The organism is Sorangium sp. So ce381 (assembly GCF_051473845.1).
GTDB lineage: Bacteria > Myxococcota_A > Polyangia > Polyangiales > Polyangiaceae > Sorangium > Sorangium atrum.
This window is the reverse complement of the sequence record NZ_CP150336.1, coordinates 8,428,448-8,451,615: the sequence shown is the minus strand read 5'-3', so window position 1 is coordinate 8,451,615 and position 23,168 is coordinate 8,428,448. Positions and strand designations below refer to the sequence as shown.

General features: G+C 71.9%; 16 protein-coding genes. 10 read left to right on the top strand and 6 right to left on the bottom strand.

Features of this window, described 5'->3' with window-relative positions:
* Positions 1–129: 129 nt before the first annotated feature.
* On the bottom strand, positions 130–1,965 hold the full coding sequence (locus tag WMF29_RS31415; protein ID WP_437323815.1) for a protein kinase domain-containing protein: 1,836 nt from the start codon (positions 1,963–1,965) through the stop codon (positions 130–132).
* A gap of 1,000 nt (positions 1,966–2,965) precedes the next feature.
* On the opposite strand from WMF29_RS31415, the gene WMF29_RS31410 reads away from it, so the two are divergent.
* The 3 genes from WMF29_RS31410 to WMF29_RS31400 are packed head-to-tail and all read left to right on the top strand — an operon-like array spanning position 2,966 to position 7,171.
* Positions 2,966–4,651, top strand: coding sequence for an FHA domain-containing serine/threonine-protein kinase (locus WMF29_RS31410; protein ID WP_012238434.1), 1,686 nt, complete (start codon positions 2,966–2,968; stop codon positions 4,649–4,651).
* A gap of 15 nt (positions 4,652–4,666) precedes the next feature.
* Positions 4,667–5,311 carry a hypothetical protein gene (locus WMF29_RS31405; protein ID WP_272094732.1) on the top strand — a complete coding sequence of 215 codons (645 nt, stop codon included), beginning with the start codon at positions 4,667–4,669 and terminating at the stop codon, positions 5,309–5,311.
* A gap of 12 nt (positions 5,312–5,323) precedes the next feature.
* Positions 5,324–7,171, top strand: coding sequence for a hypothetical protein (locus WMF29_RS31400; protein WP_437323814.1), 1,848 nt, complete (start codon positions 5,324–5,326; stop codon positions 7,169–7,171).
* Here WMF29_RS31400 and WMF29_RS31395 read toward each other — a convergent pair.
* Positions 7,128–8,168: an FG-GAP repeat domain-containing protein gene (locus tag WMF29_RS31395; RefSeq protein ID WP_437323813.1), complete on the bottom strand. Its 1,041-nt coding sequence runs from the start codon at positions 8,166–8,168 to the stop codon at positions 7,128–7,130. The genes WMF29_RS31400 and WMF29_RS31395 overlap by 44 nt on opposite strands.
* Before the next feature lie 61 nt (positions 8,169–8,229).
* On the opposite strand from WMF29_RS31395, the gene WMF29_RS31390 reads away from it, so the two are divergent.
* The 7 genes from WMF29_RS31390 (at position 8,230) to rbfA (ending at position 17,210) form a co-directional block, all read left to right on the top strand.
* On the top strand, positions 8,230–9,414 hold the full coding sequence (locus WMF29_RS31390; RefSeq protein ID WP_373372165.1) for a phosphoglycerate dehydrogenase: 1,185 nt from the start codon (positions 8,230–8,232) through the stop codon (positions 9,412–9,414).
* A gap of 363 nt (positions 9,415–9,777) precedes the next feature.
* A complete protein-coding gene (rimP, locus tag WMF29_RS31385) occupies positions 9,778–10,416 on the top strand; it encodes a ribosome maturation factor RimP (protein ID WP_437323812.1) in 639 nt (212 codons plus the stop codon).
* 30 nt (positions 10,417–10,446) lie between these two features.
* A complete protein-coding gene (nusA, locus tag WMF29_RS31380) occupies positions 10,447–12,090 on the top strand; it encodes a transcription termination factor NusA (RefSeq protein ID WP_437323811.1) in 1,644 nt (547 codons plus the stop codon).
* 38 nt (positions 12,091–12,128) lie between these two features.
* Entirely contained in the window at positions 12,129–13,280 is a 1,152-nt protein-coding gene (locus WMF29_RS31375; protein ID WP_437323810.1) for a YlxR family protein, read from the top strand.
* 15 nt (positions 13,281–13,295) lie between these two features.
* On the top strand, positions 13,296–16,436 hold the full coding sequence (gene infB, locus WMF29_RS31370; protein WP_437323809.1) for a translation initiation factor IF-2: 3,141 nt from the start codon (positions 13,296–13,298) through the stop codon (positions 16,434–16,436).
* A 10-nt stretch (positions 16,437–16,446) separates the two neighbouring features.
* Entirely contained in the window at positions 16,447–16,842 is a 396-nt protein-coding gene (locus WMF29_RS31365; RefSeq protein WP_437323808.1) for a DUF503 domain-containing protein, read from the top strand.
* A complete protein-coding gene (gene rbfA / locus WMF29_RS31360; protein WP_437323807.1) occupies positions 16,839–17,210 on the top strand; it encodes a 30S ribosome-binding factor RbfA in 372 nt (123 codons plus the stop codon). Before WMF29_RS31365 ends, rbfA begins: the two co-directional genes overlap by 4 nt.
* 39 nt (positions 17,211–17,249) lie before the next feature.
* Here the strand turns inward: rbfA and aat are convergent, their stop codons facing one another.
* The 4 genes from aat to WMF29_RS31340 all read right to left on the bottom strand — a co-directional run bounded on the left by aat (position 17,250) and on the right by WMF29_RS31340 (position 22,865).
* Complete coding sequence (gene aat, locus WMF29_RS31355) at positions 17,250–17,972, bottom strand: leucyl/phenylalanyl-tRNA--protein transferase (protein ID WP_437323806.1); 723 nt, start codon at positions 17,970–17,972, stop codon at positions 17,250–17,252.
* Positions 17,973–18,033: 61 nt separating this feature from the next.
* Positions 18,034–19,035: a glycosyltransferase gene (locus WMF29_RS31350; RefSeq protein WP_437323805.1), complete on the bottom strand. Its 1,002-nt coding sequence runs from the start codon at positions 19,033–19,035 to the stop codon at positions 18,034–18,036.
* Positions 19,036–19,089: 54 nt separating this feature from the next.
* Positions 19,090–19,848 carry a hypothetical protein gene (locus tag WMF29_RS31345; protein ID WP_437323804.1) on the bottom strand — a complete coding sequence of 253 codons (759 nt, stop codon included), beginning with the start codon at positions 19,846–19,848 and terminating at the stop codon, positions 19,090–19,092.
* Positions 19,849–19,934: 86 nt separating this feature from the next.
* Positions 19,935–22,865 (bottom strand): carboxypeptidase regulatory-like domain-containing protein, encoded by a 2,931-nt coding sequence (locus tag WMF29_RS31340; RefSeq protein WP_437323803.1) that lies wholly within the window; start codon positions 22,863–22,865, stop codon positions 19,935–19,937.
* Positions 22,866–23,168 lie beyond the last annotated feature (303 nt).

Here is a 23,168-nt window from a genome sequence, read left to right as displayed (position 1 = left end):
GGTCGACGCGAGGAGCGTCCGGTGAGCTCTCGCGCGAACGCGAAGCCGCTGCGGCCATGGTGAGGGGCCGCAGCCGCGAGAGCGCCGCGACTCTACCAGAAGAGCGGCCGGGGCGCGTCCGCGCCCTCGTCAGTAGGGGTTGCTCTTGTACGGCTCGGGCTTCTGGAGGTTCGCCCTGGGCTTGATCGGGGCCGCCGGCGCCGCGATCGCGGCCGGGTCGAGCTTCGCGCGCACCTTCTCCTCGGCGCCGGAGACGCGCACCGTGGCGGGCTTGTAGCCCGGCTTCTCGAACACGAGCTCGTGCTCCAGCGCGAGCGCGGCCGCGGCCCCTCGCCAGACGATCTCGCACGGCGTCTCGGCGCAGAGCTCCTTGTTGCCTTCCCTGACGGCCGCGCCGGGCGGCGTGCTCTCGATCTGCAGCCCCCGCGCCGCCGGCGCTGCCGGGGCCGGCGCTGCGGGCGGAGGCGGGCTCGCCGCGCCCTGCTCGCGCGCCGCCGCGCTCGTCGGGGCGGCCGGTACGCGCGCCAGCAGGACGGCGGTGACGCCGACCCCGACACCGAGGGTCGCGGCGAGCGCCCAGGGGATGACCTTTCGACCCGGGCCCGCGCCGGTCTGGGTGGAGGAGAGCCCCTCCGCGGGCGGCGCCGGGCGCGATCCCATCGCGTCGGTGATCGACGGGGGGACGAAGACGGGCGCCGCCGGCTGCTTGAGGGCGCTGTCCGTGGCGAGGGGGCCTGTAGAGGTGGCGGGCGCGCTCGTGGGGGGCGACGAGTTCGGCGTGGAGAGGCCCGGGAAATCGCTCGTCGTCGAGAGAGGAGGGGCCGATGGGTACGGCGTGGCCGGAGGATGCGAAGGCGCCGATGGGTACGGCGTGGCCGGCGGACGCGAGAGCGTCGACGGGTACGAAGCGGCCGACGGATACGAAGGCGCCGACGGGTACGGCGTGGCCGACGGCTGCGAGGGCGCCGAGGGATACGAGGGCAACGACGCGCGGTAGCCCGTCGCGCCGGACGGCATGGGCGGGTTCTCGCCCGTGTCTCGCGTGGAGATGCCGCCCGCCGCGAACTTGAGCGCGGTGACGAGCTCGTTCATCGAGGAGAAGCGATGCGCCGGGTCCTTCTCCAGGCAGCGATAGACGATCCCCTCCATCGTCTGCGAGATGGAGAGCTGCGGGTTGTGGGCCTGCATCGGCGGGAGCTGGTCGTGGACGTGCGACATGAGCGTCCCGACGCTCGCGCCCTTGTCGAAGGGCACCTGGCCCGACAGCATCTCGTACATCATCACGCCGAGCGCGTAGATATCGGTGCGCGCCGAGACGTCGTTGCCGGTGATCTGCTCGGGCGCCATGTACTTGGGCGAGCCCATGAACAGGCCCTGTTGGGTCAGGTCCTCGCCGCTCTGGGTGTCCTTGACGAGCCCGAAATCGAGCACCTTCACGTGATCGTGCTCGTCCTCGTGATCGACGAGCAGCACGTTGCCCGGCTTGAGATCGCGGTGCACGACGCCGAGCCCGTGCGCCTCGCGGAGCGACCGGCAGATCTGGCGCGCGATGTGGGCCGCGCGCGCCTCGGAGAACGGCCCTTCCTCGCGGAGCACGCGGTGCAGGGTCTTCCCCTCGATGTACTCCATCGCGATGTAGTAGATATCGTCGTCGCTCTGGCCGTAGTCGAACACGGTGACCGTGTTCGGGTGCGTGAGCTTCGCCGCGATCGACGCTTCGAGGAAGAAGCGCCTGTGGAACTCGGGATCGTGGTCGCCATCGTACTTGGGGCTCAGCACCTTGAGCGCGCAGATGCGGCCGAGCGGCGCCTGCTCGGCCCTGTACACCTTCCCCATGCCGCCGCGGGCGATGACGCTGACGATCTTGAAGCGGCCGTTGATGACACGCCCCAGCAGCGGGTCTGTCGCGGCAGCCCTCGAGACCTTCGAGCTGCCGGTTACCTCTCGCTGTCCGCTATCAGGCATGTCGAGCCTCTCCTCGGGCAGCGGGAGGAGGTGAAGATTGGACACACAGCAGCCGCCTCGGGAGCAGTGTGACTGAGGCGACTCTGAGGTGTCAATCTGCAGTGCCACGATACAAGCAGGAAATGCGCGGCGTATGGTGCGCTGCCGTCCGTACGGTCAGTGATGCGTGGCGGGCCGCACGAGGCTGAACGTCGGTGACCTTGGCGGGTCGCTGTGGCGCGAAGAACGTAGACGGATCGCGCGCAGGAGCGGGACGTCTGCATGGCCTGCGCATCGCCTCGGTCTGCGCGGTTCGCGGGCGGATCGCTCCGTCGTGGAGCGCTGCGCGGCGCGCGGTCGGAAGGGGGTCGATCTGCGGCGGACGCGACCACGGACAGGGAGCCGCGTTCAGCGCGAGGTCGCCCATCCAGCGGCGGTTCGCGTCGTCGGCGAAGAGAGAGGGCGAGCGACGCGCCTGCGATCGCGAAGCCCATGAGCGGAGCCAGGGAGCCGTCGGCGCGCACGCGTTGCGCACGCGTTGCGCACGCGACCACCGTCGTCGCTGAAGGCGACGGCGACCGGCGCGAGCGCGTCGAAGGCGACGGCGACCGGCGCGAGCGCGTCGCGCCCTCTGTGTCGTCCCGGACGAACATCGGTCCGCTGGGCCGTTCTCAGGCCATCGCGGAGAGGCCGACCTTCTCGCCCGTCCGGTGGATGGACGTGGCTTCAACGGCTCGCTGGCCCGGCGTACAGCGCGCGCTCGCCGGCGTGCGCGGGGCGGTCGCGCCGGGCCGGCGGAGGCGCGTAAACAAATCAGCCGTCATCGTCAAGGGATCCCGGCGGCCGGGACGTTCGGAAGGGCGATCTTGGCCCAAATCAGCGGGGAAGCGGCCGCCTCCGCGCGGTGTCCGGCCTCTCCCTCCGAACGACCGTTGCGCTCTACGTTCAGATGGACGACGCTGTGCGCCGCAGCCGGTGTCGGGCACGCTCCGGTTCGCGCTCCTTTTATCCACCGCGGGCCGTGACCAAGACACCCCCTCCTCCCATCACTGCCGGAACGGTCATCAATGACCGTTACGACATCCGTCAGAGCCTCGGTAAGGGCGGCATGGGCGAGGTCTTCCTAGCCTTCGATCGCTCGACGCAGCAGACCGTGGCCCTCAAGGTGGTCCGCGAAGAGTCGCGCATGCCAGGCGACGACGAGGCGCTCCGCCAGGAGCTCCTCCTCGCTCGCTCGGTGGGCCATCCGAACGTCTGTCGCGTGCACGACCTCGCGCCGAGCCCGTGGGGCCCCATCCTCGTGATGGAGCAGATCCCCGGGCAGACGCTCCACACGCACATCCGCAAGCGCAAGGCCCAGGGCGGCTACTCGGCGGACGAGTTCCGCAAGATCGCGAGCGAGGTCTGCAACGGGCTCGCGGCCATCCACGCGCAGGGCCTCGTCCACGGCGACCTGAAGCCCGGCAACGTGATGGTCTCCGAGGGCCGCGCGGTGATCCTCGACTTCGGCTTCGCCCAGGAGCGCGCGCGCGCCTCGGCGCGCCGTCCAGGCGCCCCGCCCGACGGCGGCACGCCGAACTACATGTCTCCCGAGCGGCTGCGCAATGGCGGCGCGAGCCCCGAGGACGACGTGTACGCCATGGCCTTGACCCTCTGGGAGATGTGGACCTGCCGCGTCCCGGAGCCCGGCTACAAGCCGCGGGTCAAGACGATGAAGCAGCAGATCATGTTCGACGTCCCGGCGGGCCTGTCGATCGACGAGGTGCGGCAGATCTTCCGCGGCCTCAACGAGGACCCGTCGATGCGGCCGCAGGCGCGGCACATGCGCTTCTTCAACCCGTCGCAGCTCACGACGAGCCCGATCCAGCTGCCGCGCGAGCGCCTCGATCCAGGCCCGCCGCCGGGCGGCGCGCTCAAGCTGAACTTCACCCCCGGGGCGCAGTCGCTGCTCGTGACGTACGCGACGAACGCGCCCGAGATCGTGGGCTCTCTGCTGCCGCTGCACGACACGAAGCTCGCGCTCGGCCGCCGCAGCGATCAGAGCCTGTGCGTGCCCGAGGCGACCGTCTCGGGGGCGCACGCGATCCTGAAGTGGCAGACGGGCTCGTGGTTCATCGAGGACCAGGGCAGCACGAACGGCAGCTACGCGGACTTCAACTACGAGCGCAAGTCGCAGGTCTCGCTGCTGCACGGCGGCGAGGTGCAGGTCGGCGAGTGCCGGATGAAGCTCGTGACGTTCGGCCCGGACTCGCCGCAGCACCGGCGCGCGAAGCAGTACCTCGCGAAGCGCGACGGCCTCACGGGCCTGCTCGTGCGGGAGCACCTGATGAAGGCGATCGACGAGGACGGCCTGTTCGCCGACTGGGCCGAGGTGCCGATGCAGGTCGCGCGGTACGAGCTGCGCGGGCCGAACCGCCAGGTCAGCGAGCGCCCGACCATCCTGGAGATGCTCGCCCTGCGGAAGGCGGCGCAGCGGGTGATCGATCTGACCGAGATGCTCCTGCTCAGCCTCACGCCGGCCGTCGCGGGCCGGACGGGGCCGCTCAAGTTCGTGGTCTCGATCGTGGGTCCGAGCATCGACGAGGCCCGTCACGTGGTCGAGCAGGTGGTCGCGCAGGTTCAGGGGATGCTCCCCGAGACGCTGGAGCTCGGCGCGACGCTGGTGAAGGGCGAGCCCGGGCGCCCTGCGCGGACGCTCATCGATTGAGCCTGAGCGTGTCCGATGAACAGCAGGCCTCCGTTCCCTTCCACCTCCAGTCCGCCGTCTCAACCCTCGCCGTACCGCTACCTGGGTCGCGGCGGCAGCGAGCGCCCCGTGCGGCTCCAGATCATCATCGCGCTCGTCGCGGGCCTCATCGTGGTGGCGGTGCCGCTCTACCTGTGGCGGCGCCCGAAGCCCGAGTCGATCCCCTCCGCGGACGCCGCGACGGCTGACGCCGGCGCCTACGCCTGGGACGCGGGCGCGCTCTCCGACGCGGGCGCCGCGCTGGCGGAGGGCGTCACGCTCTCGCCGTTCACGACGATCAAGTGCGAGAACCCCGGCCCGGGCACCACCCCGCCCGAGCGCTGCGATCACGTCACCTTCTTCGAGGACGGCCTGTCGCGCGCGATCCGCGACAACGTCCAGTGCGCCCCTTCCGACAAGACGGGCGTCACGGTGAGCTTCGTCCTCGAGATGGACTTCCGGCGGAAGCGGACCAACCTCTACGTGGGCAAGTCGACGACGGTGAGCCGCGCGAAGACGAAGGAGCTGCTCCGCTGCGTGAAGCGGGCCATGCCGACGCCCGACTGGGGGACGATCCCGCACCAGTACGTGAAGTACAAGATCAACGTCATGGCGACGTACCCTGCCAACGAGTCCTTCTGAGGCGAGCGGCTCGTGCGTAGCGCATCGATCGTGCTGGTGCGCTTCGCGATCCCGGCCCTCGGGGCGCTCCTCTCGATCGAGGCGCAGGCCCAGCAAGGCGGGACGGCGGCGCCCGCCGCGAAGCAGGGCGGGACGGCGGCGCTCGCCGCGCCGGCTCGGCGCGAGGGCTATTCGAGCTACGAGAGCGCCACCATCGAGCGCGTCCTGTCGCGCCTCCGCGCGACCCTCGATCCTGCCCCCGAAGGGAAGATCGTCGAGGGGATCGACGTGGTCCCGCTCGAGGTGATCGAGGACCGCGATCCTGCGCCGGCCTTCCTGAACTGGTTCCACGCGCTCTCGCGGCCGTACGTCATCCGGCGCGAGGTGCTGCTCGCGGTCGGGCTTCCTTACGAGCAGGCGCTCGCCGACGAGTCGGCGCGCCACCTGCGCGAGCTGAGCCAGCTGTCGCTCGTCCTCGTCTTCGCCGTGCGGGGCGGCGCGCCGGATCGGGTGCGGGTCGCCGTCGTCACCAAGGACGTCTGGAGCCTGCGCCTCAACTCGGACTACCGCATCGCCGGCGGGCAGCTCGAGTACCTGTTCCTGCAGCCCAGCGAGCAGAACCTGCTCGGGATCCACCACGCCGTGGCAGCGCAGCTCGCGCTCGATCCCGGCGCGCTCTCGCTCGGCGCCACCTACGCGATGCCGCGCATCGGGGGCAGCCACGTGCGGCTGCGGACCCAGGCGAACGCGATCATCGACCGGGAGACCGGCGATTTCGAGGGCACGAGCGGCGAGTTCATCTACGGGCAGCCGCTCTACGCGACGCAGGCGGAGTGGGCCTGGGAAGCCGAGATCTCCTGGCGCGACGAGGTGACCCGCCGCTTCGTCGGCACGAAGCTCGCCACCTTCGACGCGGCGGCCACGCCGGAGGACGATCGCGTCCCGTACCGCTACCGGAGCGACCTCCTGGTGGGCAGCTACGCCGTCACGCGCAGCTTCGGCGGCGGCGCGGCGCGGTCCTCGGCCGTGAAGCACGACCTCTCGGTGGGCATCGAGGCGAGCCGCAAGGTCTATCGCTTCGACGCGCCCGAGGGCCTCGCCCCGGCCGCGATCGCCGAGTTCGAGAGGCGCGTGATGCCGGTGAGCGACACCCGCGTCGCGCCGACGTTCAAGTACGCGACGTACTCGACCCGCTTCTTGCGCGTCCTCGACTTCAACACGCTCGCGCTGCAGGAGGACTACCGGCTCGGGCACGAGCTCGCGATCCTGATCTATCCGGTCACGACCGCGCTCAACTCCAGCCGGAACTTCCTCGGGATCTCCGCCGCCGCGGCGTACACCGTCGCGCTCGGCGACGGCCTCGCGCGCGCCGTGGTCGAGAGCGTCACCGAGCTCGACGGCTCGCAGATCTTCGACGCCTCCATCGAGGCGCGCGCGCGGGTTCATACGCCGAGCTTCGGCGTCGGGCGGCTCGTGTTCGACGTGCGCCTGCTCGACCGATACAGGAACTACCTGAACAGGAGGTCGGTGCTCGGCGGCGACACGCGGCTCCGCGGGTACCCGACGGCGGCGTTCATCGGCGAGGACGTGCTCTCGGCGAACCTGGAGCTCCGCACGCGGCCCGTCGAGGTCTGGTCGTGCCAGGTCGCGGGCGCGGCCTTCTTCGACGCGGGCGACGCCTTCGACGGCTTCGATGATCTGCGCCTCAAGCAGTCGGCTGGCTTCGGGGTGCGGGCCCTCTTCCCGCAGCTCAACCGCGTCGTCATGCGCGCCGACTGGGGCGTGCCGCTGACGCGCGGCTACAAGGAGCCTGACGCGCTCCCCGGCGACATCCTCGTCACCTTCGAGCAGGCGTTTCCGATGCTCCCTGCGGACGAGTAGGGGCGCCGCCTTCGCCGGGCGGCGCCCCCCTGGCCGGTGGACCGCTCGCGGCCGCCGCCATCGCGCCCGCGACGCGCGCGCGGTGCGCGGAGAACGCGCCCCGGAGCGCTGGCGGCACCGGCTCTCGGTCGAGCGCCGCGAGCGTCTCGGCCGCCGGCCTGCCCGCGAGCGCCGCGTGCCAGGCCCGCTCGAGGGCTCCCCGCAGGCGCGCGGCGTCGTCCTTCGGCGGCTCCTGCCGCTTGCCCTGGCCGGCCGTCTCCGCGCCGGGGCCTTCGGCGCGCGCTGCATGGAACGCCCGAGCGACGCTGCCGCGGTGCGTGTAGCGATCTCCCTCGAACCCCGCGACGTCGAGGAGATCCGGCGCGATGGGATCCCCCTCGTCCAGCGGGATCCGGCCGGCGAGCTCCAGGGTGCCGTCTCGATCGACGTCGAGCGCGAACCGCGGCGGCGCCGCCAGCTCGACGGCGTACCGGGCCGCGCCGAGCGGCTGCACGGCCCAGATCTCCAGCTCGCCATTCTCGTTTCTGAGCACGACGTCCGGAGCGCCGTCTCGGTTGAGATCGGTCCCGGAGCGGAACACCCCGAGCTGCTCCGTCGCCTCCGGCTCGGAGCCCGGGAGCAGCGACGGTATCAGCTGGGTCGCCTGGCTATGGTCTACCCGCCTGGCGTCGAGGGGCCCCGCGGCGAGGACCACGCCGCGCGGCGTCGCCACGCGGACCGCCGAGGTGCGGCGCCCGAGCGCGTCGGTCCCGCTGTAGCCGCGCACGACCACCTCGCCGCCGCGCCGTAGCGCGCCGCGGAGCTCGACCTCGAGCGTCAGCCCGAGCTCGGCGGCCTCCACGTCGATGGCGTGCAGCCGAGCGTCGAGGTCCGGAGGCGCGATGAACGCGCCGAGCATCGGTCTGCCCGCTGCACCCCAGGGAGAGACCTGATGATCGCTGGCGCAGGAGCTGGCGCAACTGACGTAGACGCCGCAGACGAGGAGCAGAACGCCCATCGTCTGCGAGAGCTTTTCTGTTACGGTTCCCGTCCGCATGCGCCTGCTAGTAGCCGATAAGATGGACCTCTCGGCTCTGGAAGAGCTCAAGGTGCTCGGGATCGAGATCGAGTCCCGGCCGGAGCTCACCAGAGACTCGCTGCCGGCGGCCCTCGACGGGATCGGCATTCTCGTCGTTCGTTCCACGGAGGTCACGGCGAAGGCGATCGCGTCCGGGCGACAGCTCAACCTGATCGTGAGGGCAGGGGTCGGCGTGGGGACGATCGACGTCGCGGCCGCGAGCGCGCGCGGCATCTACGTGGCGAACTGTCCCGGCAAGAACGCGACCGCGGTGGCAGAGCTGACGATGGCCTTCATCCTCGCGCTGGACCGCCGCCTGGTCGATGCGACGTCGGAGCTCAGGGCCGGCCGCTGGGAGAAGGCGAAGTACTCGGTGGCCCGGGGCCTGTTCGGTCGGCGGATCGGGATCGCGGGGCTCGGCGCGATCGGCCGTGAGGTGCTCCTGCGCGCCCGCGCGTTCGGCCTCGAGCCGCACGCCTGGTCGCGCTCGTTGACGCCGGGCCGCGCTGCCAAGCTGGACGTCAGCTATGCCCGGACCTTGGAGGATCTGGCTGCCCGCTCTGACATCTTCACGGTCCATCTGACGGCCACCCCGCAGACGCGCGGCATCGTCAGCCGGAGCGTCCTCGAGGCGCTCCCCGACGGCGCCATCGTCGTGAACGCCGCGCGCCCCGAGGTGATGGATTACGCCGCGCTCGAGGAGCTCATTCCGCGCAAGGGGCTGCGGGTCGGCCTTGACGTGTTCGCCACCGAGCCTGACAAGAGCTCGGCGCCTTTCGAGTCGCATCTCCTCGGGCGAGGGCTCGTCTACGGCACCCCGCACGTCGGCGCGCAGACGGAGCAGGCCCAGCGCGCGGTGGCCCTCGAGACGGCCCGGATCATCCGCGCCTTCATGACGGAGGAGGAGCTGCCCAACGTGGTCAACATCTGCGCTACGTCGCCCGCCCGCTACGCGGTCGTCGTCCGGATGATGGACAAGGTCGGCGTCCTCGCGAACACGCTCAGCGTCATGAAGCGCCACGGGATCAACATCGAGGAGATTTCAAACACCGTCTTCGAGGGGGCCACCGCGACCTGCACGAAGATGCGCGTCTCCGGCCGGCCGAGCGAGGCCTGTCTGAAGGAAATCGCGGCGTTCGAGGAGGTCCTGCACGTCGATATCGTCGCGCTGCCGAATCTGGCGTAACTCCGACGGACCCGGCAGGCGCGACGCGAGGCTGTCGCGACTGCCGCGCGGCGGGGAGCGCTCCGGCGCTGACGCGCCGCAGGCCGCCGCGAAGACGCCGCGAAGACGCGAAAAACGCGAAGATGAACCGGCGGGAGATCCCCGGCCGCGCAGGGGCGGTTTGCCCGTATCCCCCCTTGCATGAAGGCCCGCATTCGACTAGGTTGTCCGCCGACAACTAGGCGGATCCGCGAGCCGGGTTCCCAGTTCGGGGAATCGGCTCTTTTTTTTTGGCGCAGAGGTACCGGGCACCCTCGCTCGGGGCCGATCGCGCTAGGAGGACCCGGATCCGCCGAGGGTGACGTCTCTCACATGCAGCAACCCATGGAGCCTTCGACCAGAGCCGTGTTCGATCTCGGGCGCGTCCGCGACGCCGTCGCGCCGGTGCTTGCCTCGCACGGGGTCACGCTCGTCGATCTGGAGTGGACCACGGAGCGGGAGCGGGCGGGCTGGACGCTGCGGCTCACGATCGAGCGCGAGGACGCGGTGGACGCGGGCGGCGGGGTCACGCTCGAGGACTGCGCGGACGTGTCGCGCGACGTCTCCTCGGTCCTCGACGTCGAGGATCTCATACCCAACCATTACAACCTCGAGGTCAGCTCTCCTGGCCTCGATCGGCGGCTGCGCACAGCGGCCGAGTTCGCTCGTTTCCTCGGCAGGACGGCGAAGGTGAAGCTGTCGCGCCCCGCGCCGGACGGCCAGCGGCTGCTCCGGGGCGAGCTCCTCGAGGCTCCGGAGGGGCAGGTCGCGGTGCTGGTCGATGGCAAGCGGATCGCGGTCCCGTTCGCGGATGTCGTGGAGGCGCGCCTCGTCTTCGAGCTCCCGTCACAGCCCAAAGCCAAGAAGGGGCAGCGGCAGGGCAAGGAGCCCGCTAAGGAGTCGGGGCAGATCAGGCAGCTCGCGGAGGCGGCTCCGCGGTCGGGCTCAAAGCGGAGCGAGCGCGGCTCCGAGAAGCGCAAGTAGAGAGAAGAAAGATCAGGAGACAGGGACGTCATGGCAACGATGGCAGCGATGCCGACCTCGGAGACGAGCCTCGGCAGCATCCTCGATCAGGTCGCGAAGGAGAAGGGGATCGACAAGAAGATCCTCGTCGAGACGATCGAGGCCGCGATCTTGAAGGCCGCGCAGAGCGTCTTCGGCCCCACCCGCGAGCTCGAGGCGCGCTTCAACGAGGACACCGGGCAGATCGACCTCTTCCAGTACATGACCGTGGTCGAGGCCGTGACGGAGCCGGAGCGCGAGATCTCCATCACTGACGTGGACAAGCTGAAGCTGGACGCGACCCTGGGCGAGGAGCTCGGCTTCCAGGTCTTCTGGCGGCCCGAGGACGCGGAGAAGGCGCGCGATCAGGACAAGGAATACGGCGACATCCTGAAGCTCAAGCACGGCCGCACGACCTTCGGGCGCATCGCCGCGCAGACGGCGAAGCAGGTCCTGCTGCAGCGCGTGCGCGACGCCGAGCGCGATCTCATCTTCAACGAGTACAAGGATCGCAAGGGCGAGCTCATCCGCGGCATCGTGCGGCGGTTCGAGAAGGGCAACAACATCATCGTCGACATCGGCCGCACCGAGGGCGTGCTCACGTTCCGCGAGCAGACGCCGCGCGAGACGTACCGGCCCGGGGACCGCATCGTGGCGTACGTGAAGGACATCGATCGCGAGGCCCGCGGCCCGCAGGTCATCCTCTCTCGCTCCGATCCCCGGCTCGTCGAGAAGCTCTTCGAGGCCGAGGTCCCCGAGATCTACGAGGGCATCGTGCGGATCGTGTCGGTCGCACGCGAGCCGGGCGCCCGCTCGAAGATCGCGGTGACCAGCCGCGACGCGGACGTCGACCCGGTGGGCGCGTGCGTGGGCATGAAGGGCTCGCGCGTGCAGGCGGTCGTCCAGGAGCTCCGCGGCGAGAAGATCGACATCGTGCCGTTCGATCGGGATCCGGCGCGCTACGTCATCGCCGCGATCCAGCCGGCCGAGGTGCACAAGGTGATCGTCGACGAGGCCGACGGGCGCATGGAGCTCGTGGTCCCGGACGAGAAGCTGTCGCTGGCGATCGGGCGCAAGGGCCAGAACGTGCGGCTCGCCGCGCAGCTCACGAACTGGAAGCTCGACATCATCAGCGAGACCAAGTTCAAGCAGATGGAAGAAGAGGCGATCTCCGCCTTGCAGCAGATGGACGTGGTGACGGAGCAGATCGCCAAGTCCATGTATCGGCTCGGCTTCCGCGCGCTCGAGGAGGTCAGCGAGGCGTCGCTCGAGGAGCTCGCGGCGATCCCGGGCCTCGGCGGCGTCGAGGCCGCCGAGCGCATCAAGTCGCAGGCGGACACGACGATGGAGCGGCTGCGGCAGGAGCGTATCCGCTCCGCGAGCTCGCGCACCGAGCCGCTCACCGACCGCGAGCGGCTGATGTTCATCCGCGGCGTCGGCGATCGGACGGTGGTGTTGCTGGAGGAGGCCGGGTACCGCAGCGTCGAGGACGTGCTGCGGGAGGACGAGGATCGGCTGGCGATCCGCACCGGCCTCGGCATCAAGAAGGCGCGCGCCATCAAGCAGGGGGCGCGGGATTTCGTTGAAAGCGAGCAGAAGGTGCTCGATGCGGCGCGGGCGGACGTTCGTCGCGCCGCAGAGGCCAGGCACGCGTAGGCTGCGGGGGAGGCAGAGGATCGAGGATGGGATCAGCGGTGAGCAGACAGAGCGACGCGGGTGAGCGCGAGCCCTTCGAGAAGGGGCGAGTGCGCACGTGCGTCGGCTGCGGGGAGCGCGTCGGCGTCGACGACGTCCGCGGCGCTCGCCCGCTCGTCCGGCTCATCCTTGGTCCTGGCGGCGTGATCGCGGTCGATCCCGGCGACGGCGGGTTCGGGCGGGGCGCACACGTGCACCCGCAGAAGGACTGCCTCTCGGCGGCGGTCGCCCGGGGGCTCGCCCGCGCCGCGAAGGGACGTGTCCACGCGATCGTGGGGGCCGCTGGAAAAGGCGCCGAGGGCGCCGGTGATCAGGCCACGCACGGCGTCGAGCCGCTCACGACCGTCTCGCTGGCGCGGGCGGTCCGAGAGGCGACCGAGCGCCGGCTCCAGGGGCTCATCCGTGCCGCCGTCCGCTGCCAGAGCGCGGCGATCGGCGCCGATGCGGTCGTGGGGTCGTGCGTGCGGGGTGAGGCCGCGCTCGTCCTGGTCGCGTGCGACGCGGCGGCAGGCGCGGATCTGCCGGAGGTCCGGCGCGCCGTCGCCGAAGGGCGCGCCGTCGCGTGGGGCAGCAAGCTGGGGCTCGGCGCCTTGGCGGGCGGCCCGCACGAGCGCGGCGTTGCCGTGATGGCGATCTCAGCGGCGCCGATCGCCGCTGCCATCGCGAACGCAGCGCACGTCGTGGACACGTGCGCGCGCGTCGAGCGAGGCGAGGACGCCGCGGGCGCCGCGGACGATGCGCGCCGCGGCGCCGGTCGCAGGGGGCGGCCTTCGCGCAATGCAGCCGCCCGATCAGAGGAAGGCGGGAGCCCCGAGCAACGGAAGGCGCCGCCTGGCCATGCTGGCCTCCGGCGTCGCCGTGAGCCGGGGACGTCGGGCATGGAGCGCGAGAGCCCCGAGGTCGGGGTTCTCTCGGCGTCCGAGGAGGTCGGGGGAAGACCCGGCAGCCCGCAGGGCGCGCTTACGAGCCGCGAGGAGCGGCGGGGGCCGGAGAGTGAGTCCGGTCGGCTTCTTGCTACTGCGCCGGGCATGGGGGGAGGCGGCGCGGTCGGGGGCAGGGCGGCGATGTCCGGTCCTACCGGACGCGCCTCGACGGTGGACAGAGTGGCCGCAAATCGTCGCCCGCGCGGATGGGTGAGGCGGATTGGTTAACGTGGAGCGAGGTGCATGAGCAAAGTCCGGGTCTACGAGGTCGCCAAGCAGCTGAACATGGACCAGAAGACGCTGGTCGCGCTCTTCCAGTCCATGGGTATAGGCGACGTGCGCAATCACATGAGCGCCGTCGAGTCCGACGTCGTCGAGCGGGTGAAGCGACACCTCGAGCGGCAGAAGTCGCCTGAGGTGGTGGAGGAGAGGATCCGCCCCACGGTCGTGAAGCGCCGCGCCCGGCCTGGGGCCGAGCCCGAGCCGTCCTCGCCGGGCCGCGGGCCCGACCTGTCGGAGGCGCCGGTTCGCGCTGCTCCGGAGCCTGCGCCCTCTCGGCCTGCGGCGGTGTCCGCTTCGGCTTCGCCGCCGCCCGAGCGCGCCGTTCAGGAAGAAGCGCCGCCCCGTCGCCCCGCTCCGCCGCCGCCCGCCGTTCCCGTCGCAGCGCCCTCGGCGCCGGCCCACGAGCCGGTCGTCGCCGCGAGCCTGCGCGAGCCTGCTCCCGCACCCGCGCCCACTGCGCCTGCCCCGGCGATGCCGCCTGTTGCGGCTGCGCCCCCTGCGCCGCCGCCCCCGGCGGCTCCCGCTCCCGCAGCAACCGCGCCTGCCGCGGCGTCCGCGGCCGCGGAGGAGACGAAGGTGACCTCGCCCGAGCCGAAGCCTGCGCCGCCTGTCGCGGCGCCGCCTGCCACCGCCGCCGCGCCGGCGCCCGCCCCCGCTGCGGCTGCGCCCGAGGCGCCTGCAGCCGCCCCTGCGCAGGCGGCTGCGCCCGCGCCGACCCCGGCGCCATCCGCTGCGCCCGCAGCAGCTGCGCCCGCCGCAGCCGCTGCGCCCGCGCCTGCTGCGCCAGCCGCAGCGCCCGCGGCCACCGCGCCTGCCGCAGCAGCCGCTGCTCCCGCAGCAGCCGCGGCGCAGGCGCCGGCCCGGCCGCAAGCCGGGCCCTCGGCGCCTGCTCCGGCGCAGGGCGCATCGCGGCCGACGTCGCCGCCGCCCGCGCCGCAGCGGCCCACTGCGCCTCCGGCCGCGGCCCGCCCGGGCGCTCGGCCCACCACGCCGCCCGCGTCGGCTCCCGCGGCCAAGCCGGAAGAGCCGGCCGGCACGCCGGGACAGGCGCCGCGCCGCCCGTCCTCGCCGCCGAAGACCGGCATCGAGGTCTGGCAGGGGCGCCCCGGCGTCACGATGCCGGCAGCCCGCACGAGCACGCCGCCGGCGCGGCGCACGACCTACGATCCGCGCGCCAACGCGCAGCAAGCGCGCCCCGGTGGTCCCAGCTTCGGTCCCGGCGGCCGGCCCATGGGCGGCCGGAACACCCGCCCGGGGACGTTCGGGCGGCAGCGTCCGGGAGGCGGTGGTCTCCCGCGCAAGCCGGTCCAGGTCTCCACGCAGGAGATGGCCTCGCACAAGAAGGTCATCAAGATCGAGGAGCAGGTCACCCTCCAGCAGCTCGCCGCGAAGATGAGCCTGAAGGCGACGGACGTGCTCATGCGGCTCCTGTCGATGGGCATGACGGGCGTGAACATCAACAGCACGCTCGACGCCGAGACCGCGAAGATCCTCGCCAGCGAGTTCGGCTGGAGCGTCGAGGACGTGGCCGTCAGCGAGCAGGACACGCTCACCGCGGCCATGCAGGCCGGGGCCGAGACCGACGAAGAGGTCGAGATCCGGCCGCCCATCGTCACGGTCATGGGCCACGTCGACCACGGCAAGACCTCGCTCCTCGACAGGATCAGGAAAGCCACGGTCGCCGAGGGAGAGGCCGGCGGGATCACCCAGCACATCGGCGCTTACCGCGTCGAGACGCCGCGCGGCACGATCGCGTTCCTCGACACGCCGGGCCACGAGGCGTTCACGGCGATGCGCGCCCGCGGCGCCTCGCTCACCGACATCGTGATCCTGGTGGTCGCGGCCGACGACGGCGTGATGCCTCAGACCAAGGAGGCGATCTCGCACGCCCAGGCCGCGAAGGTGCCGATCATCGTCGCGGTGAACAAGATCGACAAGCCGGGCGCCGACGCCGACAAGATCAAGCGCGACCTCGCGGCCCTCGGGCTTCAGCCCGAGGAGTGGGGCGGCGAGACGATGTTCTGCAGCGTGTCGGCGAAGATGGGGCAGGGCATCGACCAGCTCCTCGAGTCGGTCCTGCTCCTCGCCGAGGTCCAGGACCTCCGCGCCAACCCGAAGAAGCGCGCCAGCGGCACCGTCATCGAGGCGCTGCTCGATCGTGGCCGCGGCCCGGTCGCGCGCGTCATGGTCCAGGACGGCACGCTCCGCACGGGCGACATCCTCCTGGCCGGCGCCGCGTGGGGCAAGGTCCGGGCGATGACCGACGAGCTCGGGCGCTCCGTCGCGGAGGCCGGCCCCGCCACGCCCGTCGAGGTCCTCGGCCTCAACGAGGTGCCGAGCGCGGGGGATCCCGTCCACGCCGTCAAGGACGGGAAGACCGCGGAGGAGATCGCCGAGACCCGGCGCAAGAAGGCGTCGAAGACGCTGATCCCGCAGGACTCGCGCGTCTCGCTCGAGTCCATCACGAAGAACCTGCAGGAGGCCGATCAGCTCGAGCTCAAGCTGATCATCAAGGGCGACGTGCAGGGCTCGGTCGAGGCGATCACCCACGCGCTGGCGAAGCTCTCGACCGAGAAGGTGAAGGTCACGATCGTGAACGGCGCCGTCGGTGGCATCACCGAGGGCGACGTCAACCTGGCGGTCGCGTCGAAGGCGATCATCGTCGGCTTCAACGTCCGGCCGGCCGGCAAGGCGGGCGCTCTCGCGGAGAACGAGGGCGTCGAGATCCGGCTCTACAACATCATCTACAACGCCGTCGACGACATCCGAAGCGCGATGGAGGGGCTCCTCCCCGCGACGAAGGTGGAGAAGGTCCTCGGCCGCGCCGAGGTCCGCCAGGTCTTCAAGATCACGAAGGCGGGCACGGTCGCCGGCTGCATGGCCATCAGCGGCTCGGTCAAGCGCACCGGCGAGGCGCGCCTCATCCGGGACAACGCCGTGGTCTGGACGGGTCGCCTGTCCGGGTTGCGCCGGTTCAAGGATGACGTGAAAGAGGTGGTCGAGGGGTTCGAGTGCGGTATCTCGCTCGAGGGCTACTCGGACATCAAGGAGCGCGACATCATCGAGAGCTTCGAGATCGAAGAGATCAAGACGAAGCTCTGAGCTTCATCCGATGTTCGTGGGCGTCCTCCGTCTCCGTCTCGATATCGTCGGGGCCCGCTCCCTCAAGGACAAGCGCAGCGTGGTGCGCTCCTTGAAGGAGCGGGCGCAGAGCCGGATGCGCGTGTCGATCGCCGAGGTCGGCGTGCTCGACGATCCGAGGCGGGCGACGCTCGGCGTCGCGGTCGTCTCGAACTCGTCGGTCATGTGCGACAAGGTCCTCGCGGACGTGGCCGCGATGGCGGGATCGCTGCCGCACGCCGTCCTCACGGATCGGGCGACCGAGATCGTGCCGTTCGGCGACGGAGGCGCTGGTGTGCAGGGCGGTATCGAGCAGGCGCTCGGCCGTGACGATGGAGATCTGGGAGCGCCCTCGGACATGCTCGAGGACGCAGAGGACGACGAATGAGCGGCGTGGTGAAGCGGGCGACGCGGGTCGCCGAGCGGCTCCGTGAGGACCTGTCCAACCTGCTCCGGGATCTGCGTGACCCGCGGATCGCCGGCGTGCTCGTGTCGCGCGTGGAGATCACCGACGACCTGCAGAGCGCGAAGGTCCACGTGCGCCACGAGTTCGGGGCGGAGGACGCCGCTGCGCGCCGCGCCCTGCTCAAGGGGCTGGAGGCGGCCTCGGGCCGGCTGCGCAGGGACGTCGCCCGCACGATGGGGCTGCGCGTGGTGCCGACGCTGCGCTTCTTTTACGACGAGGGGCCCGACGCCGAGCGGCGGATCGAGGAGCTGCTCCGGGAGATCAAGGACGGCTCGGGCGATCGCTCCTAGCGCGGGGTCGAGCGGCGCGCGGCCGAAGCTCGGCCGCGATCACCGCGAGATGAGCCGCTCGATCGACCGCGCGGGATCGAGGTCGAAGCGCCACGGTCCCATCTTCGTCGGGGCGTCGAGGGCCACCTTCAGCGCGCCGAGGAACTCGCGGCGCGGCCACTCGACGGCGCCGAATCGCTCCAGGTGGTCCGTGTACACCTGGCAGTCCACCAGCGCGAAGTCCCAGGCGACGAGGTTCCCGAGGAGCGTCGCGAACGCGATCTTCGAGGCGTCGGGCGCGCGTGCGAACATCGACTCGCCGAAGAACATCCGCCCCAGCGACACGCCGTAGAGGCCGCCGACGAGCTCGCCGCTCGACCACGCCTCGATGCTGTGCGCGACCCCGGCGGCGTGCAGCGCCGTGTAGCCGGCGATGAGCTCCTCGGTGATCCACGTGCCGTCCTGCCCAGGTCGCGGCGCGGCGCTGCAGGCCCGCATGACCCGCTCGAACGCCGTATCGGTCCGCACCTCGATCTCGCCCCGGCGCACCCGCTTGCGCAGCGAGTGCGGGACGTGCGCCTCGCGGGGCGGCAGGACGAAGCGCGGATCCGGAGAGAACCAGAGGAGCGGCAGCCCCTCGTGAGGCCAGGGGAAGATGCCCCGGCGGTAGCCGGCCAGCAGCCGCTCCGGCGAGGCCTCGCCGCCCACGGCCACGATCCCCTCCGGGGTCGCGCGTTCTGGCGGAGGGAAGTCGAGCTTGCTCGTGAGCATCGGGACCCGCATCGCTGTGGGATCGAATCCTCCCAAAAGAGCGCGCGGTTGCAAAGCGTCGCCCGGCGCTCGCTCAGGAGGCGCACACGTAGTCGGAGCCCTCGACGAAGCCGCGCGCCGCGAGGTGGCCGCGGATGAGCGCGCGCGCCCCTCGCGCCCCCACGGCGACGACGAGGGTCTCTGCGCCGCGCTCCAGCCGCGACGGGTCGACGATCGGCGCGCCCTGCGCGATCCGGCCGATCTTGCGCGGGTCGATGTCCACGAACCGCGCGGGCGTCACGCCGTTCCGGGCGAGCGCCCTCGCCAGCCGCCGGCCTGTCTTTCCCGCGCCCCACACGGCCACCGGGCGCGCCGGGCCCAGCTTCCTCGCGAGGTAGTGCGCCTTTGCCTCGAGGAACCTCACGATCGCGTACCGCGGATCGGCGAACGTGGCGCGCCCCTCGCGGTGCCGCCAGCGCAGGCCGAGGTCCGGGAGCTTCGCCATCCGCGCGCCCGCCGCGTCGAGGCGCAGCCACAGATCGTAGTCCTCCGCCCACGGGACCTCCCGGAACCCGCCCACCTGCTCCAGCGCGCTCCGCCGCAGCATCACCGACGGGTGGCACAGCGGCGACTCCACGAACATCTCGCGCGCGTGGTCCTCCGGCGTGATGATCGAGTTCAGCCAGTCGACGTAGCGCAGCATGCCCTCGCCGATCGGCCCGGCAGCGAACGCCTCGACGCGGGCCCCGACGACGCCGAGCCGCGGATCCCGGAGGAGCGTCTCCGCTTGCCGCGCGAGCCGCTCGCCGACCGAGATGTCGTCTCCGTCCATGCGGGCGAGGAGCTCGCCGCGCGCCGCCTCCGCCGCGCGCGAGAGCGCCCGCGCGATCCCCACGCCGCCCGTCGCGATCTGGAGGACGCGGCGATCGCGCTGCGCGACGCGCGCGACCCTGGCCGGGCCGCCGTCCGTCGAGCCGTCGTCCACGGCGACCACCTCCAGATCGACCGCGCGCTCGGCGAGCACGCTCTCCAGCGCCTCCTCGATCGTCGCTTCCGCCTGCCGGTACGGAAGCAAGACGGAGACGAGCGGCGCCACGCGGAGACCATGGCGGCGCGCCCGCGCAGCGTCCACAAGAACGGGCGCGGACGCCTAGTGCTTCTTGAAGTCGCCGAGGTGCGTGATGTACCAGCGGCCCTGCCACGAGATGATCGTGTGGACGTCCAGGCTCGCCGGCTTCCCGTCGATCTCGTACTTCAGCTTGCCGTGAAAGGACCGGTAATAGCCGATCTTGTTGACCTCGTCCCCAGGAGGCACCCACTTCGGCTTGGACCCCACCACGAAGCCGATGAACCGCGCCCCCTCCCAGCTCTTGCGCTTCCGATGCATCGACTTCACGTCGTTCGCGTAAGCGGCGTGGAGGTTGTCCCAGTACTTGCCGGGGTCCTTCACGTCCTTGAGCGGGATGAACGGCTCCTTGGGGAACCAGAAGGGGTCGGCAAGCGCCGGCTCCTTCTTCACGATGGCGTCGAACAACGCCCTGGCTCGCGCCGTGAGCTCCTCGCCCTCGAGCGCCGGCAGGATCTTGTTGTCCGCGCGGGCGGATGTCGCGGCGCTGGGGTCGGCGCCGGCGCTCGCCTCCGCTCCTGGGCCGGGCGACGCGTCGGCCGCGGGCGCCTCGGCCGCGCGACCGCCCCCGTCCTGCGGCGGCTCCGGCGCGCCTGCGTCCTCGGGCCGAGGCGCTGACGCCGCCTCGGCCGCGCTGGCGCCAGGCGTCGCTGCTGCCACCGTGGGCGCGGCGCCGACCGAGGAGGGCCGGGCGCTCTCGGCCGGCCGGGCATCGGGCGTCGGGGTGGGCGCCGCGCAACCCGCGACCACCGCCAGCGCGGTCGCGACGACCTGCTTGATCATGCGCGTGCCCTATCGCAGCGCCCCGGCGCCGACAAGCGACGCCGAGGCGCGGCCGGATGCGGGGCCCGCCCGGCGGCGGACCTGGCTCACTTCTCCACGATGATGAACTGAACGCGCCTGTTCTTGGCCTTGTTGGCGGGCGTGACGTTCGGCGCGACGGGGCGGTCCTGTCCATAGCCCTTCGCGAGCAGCCGCGACCCGTCCACGCCGGCCCGGATCAGCCAGGCGCGCACCGCGTTCGCCCGGGCCTCGCTGAGCGTCTGGTTGTGCTCACGCCCGCCGGTGTTGTCGGTGTGCCCCTGGATCTCGACCTTGCGGATGTTCGGATTCCGCTGGAGCACGTCCGCGATCTCCTCCATCAGCGAGTTCGAGTCGCCGAGGATCTTCGCCGAGTCGGTCTCGAAGTGGATCTGCCGCGAGATCTTGATCTCGTTGCCCAGCACCTTCACGAGCGAGATCTTCGGCCGCTTGTTCACCGTGAGGGCGGCGCGCGTGTCCTCGCTCGTCCGGACGTCGGCCTCGTTGACGTGGTTCATGTAGCCCTGCGCCTCGACCTTGAGCGTCACCGCGCCGGCCGGCAGGTCGGGGAAACGGAAGGCTCCGCTGCCGTCGGCCGTCGCCGTCTGCTCGCGGCCCGCAGCGTCGACGAGCCGGATCGTCGCGCCGGCGACCGCGTCCCCGCTCTCCGCGTCCTTCACCGTTCCGACGATGTTGCCCGTCTTGGGCAGCGCCTCGAGGGAGCAGTCGACGTCCACGAACGTCGGCCCCTGCGGCTGTGTCGGGCTCGGCGCAGCGCCGGGCCCTCCCGGCTGCGGACCGAAGGGACCCGGCTGCCCGGGCTGCGGACCGAAAGGCCCAGGCTGTCCCGGCTGCGGACCGAAGGCGCCGGGCTGTCCCGGCTGCGGACCGAAGGCGCCGGGCTGCCCGGGTTGCGGACCGAAGGCGCCCGGCTGCCCGGGTTGCGGACCGAAGGGTCCCGGCTGCGGGCCGAAGGCGCCGGGCTGCGGACCGAAAGGCCCAGGCTGTCCGGGTTGCGGACCGAAGGCGCCGGGCTGCCCGGGCTGCGGACCGAAAGGCCCAGGCTGCCCGGGCTGCGGACCGAAGACGCCGGGCTGCGGGCCGAACGCCCCGGGTTGCCCCGGCGCTGCCCCGCCAGGGAGGATCGTCGCCTGGCAGGTGCCGGGCTTGTACCCGTTCGCCCGGATGTTGAACGTGTAGGTCCCCGGCTCGAGGTGCCTCGTGAGGAAGCGGCCGTCCGGCCCTGTCGCGTACGGCGGCTGAGCCGCGCCCTCGATCGTCACGATGGCGTCTGCCACGGCCGCGTCGGGCTTGTTCTGCTCGTGCACGAAGCCGCGCGCGAAGCTCTGCGGCGCCGGCACGAGCTGCGGCGGTTCCTTGATGATCTGCGGCGCAGGGGCCGGCGGCGGCTCCTTCTGCTTCGTATCGTACGCATAGCCAATCCCGAGATAGAGCGTCCACGGCGCCTGCGGCGCGACCTCCTCGATGAACACGGAGGTCGCCGACAGGCCGAGATCGAACGCCGCGTGTCCGGAGAGCCCGCGGAACGCCTTCTCGAACGGCGTCACCCGCACGCCGAGCGACAGCCGCGACGGCGCCGCGGCATAGCCCGGTCCGCCCTGGTTCTGCGGGTCAGGAGACGCGAAGTCGTCGAGCCCGAGGCAGACGTCGCCGCGCGACACGGTCTTCGTGTGGCACTCGTAACCCTGCCGGTTCACCGGGATGTCGAGGGTGTACTCGAGGTAAGGCTGCACCTTCGGCAGCGGCACCTCGACGCCGAGGTGCGTCTGGAAGAAGTCGACGCGGTTGATGCCGAGCCCGAACCGCTCGATCCGCGAGATCGGCTGCCGCTCGCGCCCGTCCGTGAACGCCTTCGCGCGCGCCTTCTCGACCTCCTCCACGAGGACGCCGGAGTTGTCGAGCTTGTAGCCGAGGTTCACGTTCACCCGCAGCGGGAACCCCTTGCCCTGCGGCTTGCGCAGATCGAGCGACGCGAGCCCGCGGAAGACCGCGCTCGTGCCGCCGCCGGCGAGGCCGACCTCGCCGGTCCCGTTGAGCAGGAGCAGCTGCGCCTCGCCGCCGAAGGAGAACGGCTTGCCGATCTTCGTCGGGGTGAACGCCTTCACGCCGAACGTCGTGTCGCCGAGCACCTGCAGCAGCCGCGGACGACCCTGATCGTTCGCGTTCGCGAACGTGCGGATCGACGCGTACCCCTCGAGGAAGGGCAGGGGGGTCGCGTTCAGCGCGAAGAACGCTCCGACGTGGCTCGCCGAGTCCTCCTTCGCGTCCGGACCGCACGTGATCGGGTAACCGGCGAGCGTCGACTCCGCCGGATCGCAGAGGAAGCCGCTCGTGGAGAACCAGTCGAGCAGGAACGACACCCGGAAGGTGCCCGGCGCGCCCGAGCCCGCGTACGACGTCCTGAGGAGGCCGGTCGAGCCCCACAGGTTCGGCTGTGCGGTGAGGGAGAGCGCGCGCTCCTCCTCGTCCCACGCGGTGGACCTCGGCGCCGCCGCGCTGGCCTGGAGGCCCTGATCACCGACCGACGCCTGCGCGCCGAACGAGAAGCTCGCGTCCGGCGGCGGCTGGCCCGGCTGCTGCTGCCCGAACTGCGGCGGAGCGTCGCCAGGAAAGCCCGGCTGCTGCCCGAACTGCGGCGGAGCGTCGCCCGGAAAGCCCGGCTGCGGCCCGAAGGGGCCGGGCTGGGCGGGCTGCGGCCCGAAGGGGCCGGGCTGGGCGGGCTGCGGCCCGAAGGGGCCGGGCTGGGCGGGAGGCTGCTCGGGCCCGAAAGCGCCGGGCGGCTGCGCGGGCTGGCCCGGCATCGGCTGCGGTCCGAAGGGCGGCTGCGCGGGCTGGCCCGGAATCGGCTGCGGTCCGAAGGGCGGCTGCGGCTGCTGCGCCTCGGCAGCGCCCGCGAGCGTGAGCGAGCCGACGAGCGGCAGCGCCGTGAGCGCAGCGCGCCGGGGCCTGTCGGCAAACACCTTCCGAAGCGTATGCATCGAGCCTCACCCGCGAGGTCGAACAAGGAAACGCCCGCCAATCGGGACGGTGGAGACCTCGCGCGCGGCCCGTTGTATCACTCCGGGCGGCGCGTGAAACAGCGGTTTTCGCTGGCAGCAGCTCCGCGACAGGCGCGCCGCGCGGCTCGATCAGTACGGCATCGCCGCGCGGTGATGCCGCGCCTTTCGGCCTCCTCTGCGCGGGTCACGGCGCTGCGCCGCCGCGCGGGCACCCCGGTCGCAAACGTGCTCGACCAGAGCGCCCCGCCGCCCCGCCGCCGCTCGGCCGGCGCCGCGCAGCCG

Coding starts and splice junctions, on each gene's coding strand:
- WMF29_RS31415 (WP_437323815.1), bottom strand. CDS start 1,965: ATGCCTGATAGCGGACAGCGAGAGGTAACCGGCAGCTCGAAGGTCTCG.
- rimP (WP_437323812.1), top strand. CDS start 9,778: ATGGAGCCTTCGACCAGAGCCGTGTTCGATCTCGGGCGCGTCCGCGAC.
- WMF29_RS31345 (WP_437323804.1), bottom strand. CDS start 19,848: ATGATCAAGCAGGTCGTCGCGACCGCGCTGGCGGTGGTCGCGGGTTGC.
- WMF29_RS31390 (WP_373372165.1), top strand. CDS start 8,230: ATGGACCTCTCGGCTCTGGAAGAGCTCAAGGTGCTCGGGATCGAGATC.
- WMF29_RS31395 (WP_437323813.1), bottom strand. CDS start 8,168: ATGGGCGTTCTGCTCCTCGTCTGCGGCGTCTACGTCAGTTGCGCCAGC.
- WMF29_RS31405 (WP_272094732.1), top strand. CDS start 4,667: ATGAACAGCAGGCCTCCGTTCCCTTCCACCTCCAGTCCGCCGTCTCAA.
- rbfA (WP_437323807.1), top strand. CDS start 16,839: ATGAGCGGCGTGGTGAAGCGGGCGACGCGGGTCGCCGAGCGGCTCCGT.
- aat (WP_437323806.1), bottom strand. CDS start 17,972: ATGCGGGTCCCGATGCTCACGAGCAAGCTCGACTTCCCTCCGCCAGAA.
- WMF29_RS31340 (WP_437323803.1), bottom strand. CDS start 22,865: ATGCATACGCTTCGGAAGGTGTTTGCCGACAGGCCCCGGCGCGCTGCG.
- infB (WP_437323809.1), top strand. CDS start 13,296: ATGAGCAAAGTCCGGGTCTACGAGGTCGCCAAGCAGCTGAACATGGAC.
- nusA (WP_437323811.1), top strand. CDS start 10,447: ATGGCAACGATGGCAGCGATGCCGACCTCGGAGACGAGCCTCGGCAGC.
- WMF29_RS31365 (WP_437323808.1), top strand. CDS start 16,447: ATGTTCGTGGGCGTCCTCCGTCTCCGTCTCGATATCGTCGGGGCCCGC.